Genomic DNA, 6,621 nt, shown 5'->3' on the forward strand with positions numbered 1-6,621 from the left:
ACTACAACTTTGAAAATATTTTTTCTAAGTTTTTGATGGAACTTTTTAGTTCCTCTTTTTCTTTTTCCGACAAAATTTCTAGATCTTTATTGAATTCCTCGATTTTTTCACCTATTAATGATTCTACAAAATTTTTTCCTTTAGGTGTTAACTTAAAAAGGGTTAGCCTTCTATCTTCTTTGGTATAAATTCTATCTACCCAGCCATCTTCCACTAACTTGTTTAACATAATACTTAAACTGGAATTTGATACATTTAGTTCAGAACTTAGTGATCTTAAAGTGATATTAGGATTATTTTTTAAAATGATTAAAGTTTTAAATTGAGTTTCCGTTAATGGACAGTGGGAGGGGAGAAAAAACTTTTTTTTAGCATATTTTTTGGTTTTTATTAGAAAATGGAATAATTCTTGAGCTAATTTTTTATCTTGCATTAGTAGCCACTTCCATTTTAAATTCCGAATCATCTTCATCAACCTCTACCAGTGGTTTATGTTTGATAACAGCTTTATTTTTCCACCTACCAGTACTGTAGTATCCCAAGCTGAGGACTATGCCTACAGCCCAACCTATTGGGAAAGACCACCAAATTCCATCGGAACCTAAATAAGGTATTAACAATGAAGCTACAGGAATTCTAATGAGCCATAGAGTTAATATACTAATTATCATTGGTACAAAGGCATCGCCAGCACCCCGGATCACCCCTAAAGTTACGAACATGATACCGATGAGGATGTAAAAGGTTGAGACTATCCGAATTTTCCTTAAGCCTATGTTAATTACATCGGGGTTAGAATCAAATAATTTAATAAGGGGTTCACCTAAAAAGTAAAGGGTTATTGTTACAAAAGCTGCTGTAACGGTAGTCATTAAAACAGTGGTAAGGTAACCTTTTTTAACCCGATGGAGCTTATTAGCCCCTATATTTTGACCTACAAAGGTAGAAATTGCAGTTCCAAAATTCATAAAAGGCATAATAGCAAAGGAATCAATCCGGCCTGCCGCTGTATAGGCTGCCATTGTAATTTCACCGAAGGAATTGACCATCCTTTGTACAGCTAACATCCCCAGTGAAAATAAAGTTTGCTGGATCCCTGTGGGAATTCCTATTTTCAATGATTTGGCAAATATCCCTTTATCAAAGGTTAGGTCTTTTAAGCTAACATATAAAATTGAGTTATTCTTTCTTAGGTAATATAGGCCAAAGATAAAGGAAGAGGTTTGAGCAATTATAGTTGCCCAAGCTACACCGGCAACTCCCCAACGGAAAACACCGACGAAAAGTAAGTCTAAAAGGATATTGATAACAGAAGAGATGATTAAAAATATTAATGGGGTCTTTGAATCGCCTACTCCCCTTAAAATAGCACTTATGGCATTATAGCCAAACATTGATACCATTCCTATGAACATGATATTTAAATAAGTTTGGGCTAAAGGAAGTACTGATGGAGGAGTATTTAGGAATAGGAGGATATTTGAACTAAAGGTTAATCCTATAATAGTAGTTAATAAGGAAGCAAAAAACAAAAAAATATAAGTAGTAGTAACTGTTTTTTTAACCATTCGGAAATCTTTAGCTCCAAAGTATTGGGAAACCAAGATAGTTGCACCCATGGTAATTCCCATAAGGAGTGCCACAAGCAAGAATATAATAGGGAAGCTTGAACCTACAGCTGCTAAAGCTTCAGTACCTTCAAACTTTCCTATTACAATACTATCAACGGTATTATATAATTGTTGAAAAACATTGCCTATCAGCATAGGTAAAGTAAAGTAAAAAATTTGTTTGGGGATATTACCTTGTGTTAAATCTTTCATAAAATAACGCCTCCTAAGTTGATACACTTTATCTTAAAATATTTCTACTATAGAAATATTTTAAGATAAAAAAGTTCTATAGTCAATAAAAATATTAATATAGAATTTTATTATTATTTTTTTTATTAAATTTATTGATAATTTTTTTTAAAATAATATAATTTAATTAATAGTAGTAGACTAATAAATCTATCCTTTATAAAGGAGTCATTTAAAATATGGGTATTAAGAAGGGGGGATTGTTGTGCCTAATTTGCTGTTTGAACTGAAGAAAGTATTAAAGAATAAAAAAATATTAGTTATTATATTAGTAAGTTTGATGATTTCATCCTTAAATTTTTGTTGGAACTATATCAATATGAACTGGTATGGAGTAGATTTATTTAATAGAATTTTTGAAATTAGTTTAGAAATAAGTGAATCCCGTAATACTTATCAAAAATTAATGACTGATGCAGGATTAACACCCCATGAAATAAGAAGGCATATGGTTCTGTTCACAGAAATGGAAAATAGTATCCGTAAATTTGAACAATACCGTGATAATAGGCATAAATTTAGATATGAGATACCGAAACAGATGTTAGCCTTCTATGAAGCATACGAAAAGTATTCAGAAGATAGACAAATTAATGCCAATGGAAGACAGTTTTTTCACTTATATAGAGGAGATATTGAAAGGTTAAATTTAGAAAAAGCTTTTTTTCAAGAATTAGTAGATAAAGGGTTACCCTATGAAGATCCTAATTTTTCACTCTCAGGAGCAAACCTACTAAAAAATCTTATAGATACGATCTTTGGTAATATATTGATCATTCTACTGATTTTTATCTTAGTAGATATTTTTTCGGGAGAAAAAACTAGTGGAGGGGAAAAGCTTCGCTTAATTCAGCCAGTTAAAAGGAAAAATATTTTGGTAGCTAAAATTATCACTTCTTTTATTCTCGTGTTATTGCTTTTATTTTCAACAATGATCTTTACCTATCTTTTTGCTCTATTATTTGGAGATGGTTTTGGTTCAATGGCTTATCCCCTTCAAAAATATTATAGTTTAGAAAAGGTTGGAGTAAGTATTGGTGAATACTTAAGTTTAGGGATTCTTTATTATATTCTTTATATTTTATTTATAATCTCTTGTATAGCATTACTAACTACAATATTTAAAGAAACTTCTATCGTAGCTGTATGCACAATATTTATAACTATTTTAGGGGCTATGACTGTTCCAAGAGAGTGGAAAGACTATAGTTTACTATTGCAAGGGTTACCTATTATTGGAGAAATACCTGAGGTAAAACCTATTAACTATATGAATCCCTTTACTTATCAACAATTTGAAAGATTAATTTTAGGTTTAGATAAAAGTCCACTAATTCTCCTTGGAATAATGGTGTTTTATTCTATTGCATTACTATTTTTAACTTGTCATCTTAGCAAGGTTACTTTAATTCAAAATTTTAGCCTAACCTTTAAAATAAAAGATGGAGAAGAAAGTTTAAAGAAAATAGAAAAACAGAAAAACTATCCTTTGCCATATTTTCGATTTGAGTTATTAAAGATTTTTAAGAGAAAAACTACTACTATTCCTTACTTCCTAGTATTTATATTTGTTTTGGGATACGGTCTAATGATGGTTAATAGCTATGAGAAGTTGATAGATAACGAAAGAGTCTTTTATAATTCTCAGGCTTTGCAGTATGCTGCATTTATAGAAGAAACAGAAAGAAGGTTAGAAGATAACAATTTAGAACGGGAGATAGTAGAAGGCTTACTAAGGAGCAAAGAGAAATATATTAGAGAATATAATAACAATATAAGGGCAGCAAATGCTTTCTTAAATAGGGATATAGATGAAATGGTAGAAATGCAAAAATATTTTTTAATAACTCATTCAGATATTATGAGGGGAGGCTATCCCTTACAAGCTAGGGCAGTTTTTCTGGAAAAGTTAGATGAAATAAAGGAAAGAAAGGTACAACCGATTTTATCTAATGGATTGTTATTTTGGGTAGCAACTAACTCACCTTTTGCCAATGAAATTAGTTTAACAAATAAGCTAGAATTTGATATAGTACAACCATCTATTACTTACATTATAAACAGTTTATTTAAAAATAAAATTAGTATTTTATTATTAGTAGTTTTTGCTATCTCATTTTTTTGGGGATTTAGTGATGAAACCCATGATACTAACACTATGTTTTTGCTAAATATTCAACCGATTAACAAAAAAAGAATTTATTTTGGTAAAATCTTTGCTCAAATTATCGCTTTTTTAGTGATGATAGGTATTATTTTAGGGGGATTGTTTATAACTCTTAAAATTGCTGGTAGTCCAGTTGAAGGTAATTTTCCAGCGGTACAATATATAAATCAAATTGACGAAAATTATGAAGGGATTACATTAAATAGACGGTTATTGATAGAAAATAGAGGAAGAAAAATTTCAGCTAGGGATGCTAATAAACTAATGGGCATTACTTTTAGGAATATGAGTGAACAAAATTGGGAGCTAGTTGTCTTATTTGCTTTAACAGGGTTAGTAATAATAGCCTTTGCTACCCTTTTATCCCTTAAGATTAAAAATAAATTCTTGGTAAGTTTAGTAACAATTTTAGTTTTTGCAATGGGATTTTTTCTTTCCCGATATATTCTAAGAAGGTATAGTATTTTATTGCCTTTTATTTGGCTAGATCAACCTTTAGTTGCTACAGGAATTGCTAGCATGATTTTCAATCTCAACTTTTTAAATAGTTTTTTAGGAATATTTGTTTTAACGGTTTGGTTTACCCTTTTTGTGTATTGGGGATATAGAGAATTTAACAAACAATGGGGGAGGGGTTAATTTGTTGGTATTGAAAGTAAAAAATCTATCTAAATCCTATGGTAGACACCAAGTATTAAATGATGTTTCCCTTGAAATAAGACAAGGAGAAATTGTGGCTTTAGTTGGTCCTAATGGAAGCGGTAAGTCAACTTTTTTAAACGTAATTGCTAATATTTTAAATGGAGATTCAGGAAAAGTAGAAATTTTAGGGAAATCCAATAAAGATATAACTATTTATCAAAAATACTCCTATATGATAGATAATACAGTTTTATATGGTTATTTAACAGGTTTAGATCATTTAAAATTTGTCTGTGAAACCCATAAATTATCAAAAGAGTTAATAAGAAAGGCAGTAGAACTAGTTGGAATTAAAGGGTTTATCAATAAAAAGGTGAAAGAATATTCTCTAGGGATGAAACAACAGTTATTATTTACTATGGCAATTTTGAATGAACCTGAGTTTTTAGTTTTAGATGAACCATTTAATGGGCTGGATCCCACTACAATTATAAAGGTGAGGGAAATATTATTAAATTTAAAAGATAAAGGAACGACAATACTATTATCATCCCATAATTTAGCAGAAGTTGATCAGATGACATCCCATATTGTATTTATTAAAGATGGAAAATTTATTGAAGAGGATATTTCCAAGTACCAAGAGGATATATACTACTTTACTGTCAATGACTCAAAGAAAACCAAAAGTTATTTACTAGATTTTATTAGCAACTGTGAATTTAATAAGGATAATTTTGAAGATAAAATCACCACATTAAATGAAAGGGAAATTGCCGTAAAAACAAAAGAGATTAGTTTAAATAAAATAATTAAACTAATCGGTGAAGTAGATGAAATAACAAATATTAGAAAGGAAATTGTAGGGGCAGAGAAAAGGTATATTGCCCTTTACGGAAAAGTTTAAAATTAAAGTACCCTCAATTAGAACTAAATATTTTTATGGAAATGACTTTCTGGTTCTATGTGAATGGTTGTTTTAAGGTTTGGGATACTTTTTTGTAATTCCACTTCCAAGTTGTCAGCTATAGTATGGGCCAGTTGTAATGAATAATCATCGGGTAAAAGGATGTGAAAGTCAACATAGCGATGATTACCTACCCGCCGTGTTCTCAAATGATGGTAGTCAATGATAGGTGGAATAAATTAAAGTAAAAAAGATAAAAGAGGTGCTTGAAGAAAAGGGGGTGAATAGATAAAATGAAAGCCAATCGTGTTGAAAAACATATAATATATCCTAAAAATCCATATTACCAAATGTTAGATGAATATTGTTTTAAATCCAAAAACATCTATAACTTTGCAAATTATCAAATAAGGCAAAAATTTTGTAAAGAAGGCAAATATATCTCTTATAATCAAATGGACAAACTATTAAAACAAGAAGGAATGGATAATGATTACAGAAATATGCCAACAGCACAATCAGCCCAACAAACATTAAAATTATTAGATAAAAATTGGAAGTCCTTTTTTAAAGCTATTAAAGATTGGAATAAGCACAAAGAAAAATATACCGGCAGACCTAAACTACCTAAATACTTACCTAAAAATGGCAGGAATGTGTTGGTTTTAACAAGTCAAAATTGCAAATTAAAGGACAAAAAAATAATTTTTCCTAAAGGGTTTAATGGTTTAACATTAAAGACAAAAGTAGATAATTTGCAACAAGTTAGGATACTACCAAGAAACAATCATATTGTTATTGAAGTAGTTTATCAAATAGAAATTCCTGAAACAAGAAAAGATAATGGCAGGTTTATTAGTATTGATATTGGTTTAGATAACTTTGTAACCATAGGTAACAATGTAGGAGTAGAACCTATAATACTAAATGGTAAGGGTCTAAAATCAATAAATCAATACTACAACAAAAAAATAAGCCATTATCGTCAAATAGCAAAAAGAATGAATAAACTTGATTACACCAAAAAAATGAATAAATTAACT

At 29.8% G+C, this 6,621-nt stretch carries 6 protein-coding genes; 3 read left to right on the forward strand and 3 right to left on the reverse strand.

All coding sequences use genetic code 11. The features are described from left to right. Window position 1: 1 nt before the first annotated feature. Window positions 2–433: a MarR family winged helix-turn-helix transcriptional regulator gene (locus tag BMX60_RS07195; protein ID WP_177159735.1), complete on the reverse strand. Its 432-nt coding sequence runs from the start codon at window positions 431–433 to the stop codon at window positions 2–4. After that, window positions 423–1,823 carry an MATE family efflux transporter gene (locus BMX60_RS07200; RefSeq protein WP_091350764.1) on the reverse strand — a complete coding sequence of 467 codons (1,401 nt, stop codon included), beginning with the start codon at window positions 1,821–1,823 and terminating at the stop codon, window positions 423–425. Before BMX60_RS07200 ends, BMX60_RS07195 begins: the two co-directional genes overlap by 11 nt. 244 nt (window positions 1,824–2,067) lie before the next feature. On the opposite strand from BMX60_RS07200, the gene BMX60_RS07205 reads away from it, so the two are divergent. Beyond that, window positions 2,068–4,668: an ABC transporter permease subunit gene (locus tag BMX60_RS07205; RefSeq protein WP_177159736.1), complete on the forward strand. Its 2,601-nt coding sequence runs from the start codon at window positions 2,068–2,070 to the stop codon at window positions 4,666–4,668. A gap of 1 nt (window position 4,669) precedes the next feature. Continuing rightward, window positions 4,670–5,578: an ABC transporter ATP-binding protein gene (locus tag BMX60_RS07210; protein WP_177159737.1), complete on the forward strand. Its 909-nt coding sequence runs from the start codon at window positions 4,670–4,672 to the stop codon at window positions 5,576–5,578. A 23-nt stretch (window positions 5,579–5,601) separates the two neighbouring features. Here BMX60_RS07210 and BMX60_RS07215 read toward each other — a convergent pair whose 3' ends face one another. Beyond that, entirely contained in the window at window positions 5,602–5,814 is a 213-nt protein-coding gene (locus tag BMX60_RS07215; RefSeq protein ID WP_091350770.1) for a cation transporter dimerization domain-containing protein, read from the reverse strand. Between the two features lie 57 nt (window positions 5,815–5,871). Here BMX60_RS07215 and BMX60_RS07220 point away from each other — a divergent pair. Further along, window positions 5,872–6,621 (forward strand): RNA-guided endonuclease InsQ/TnpB family protein (locus BMX60_RS07220; protein WP_143055909.1); only part of this gene is annotated, 750 nt, incomplete at its 3' end.

This window comes from Anaerobranca gottschalkii DSM 13577 (assembly GCF_900111575.1).
Lineage (GTDB): Bacteria > Bacillota > Proteinivoracia > Proteinivoracales > Proteinivoracaceae > Anaerobranca > Anaerobranca gottschalkii.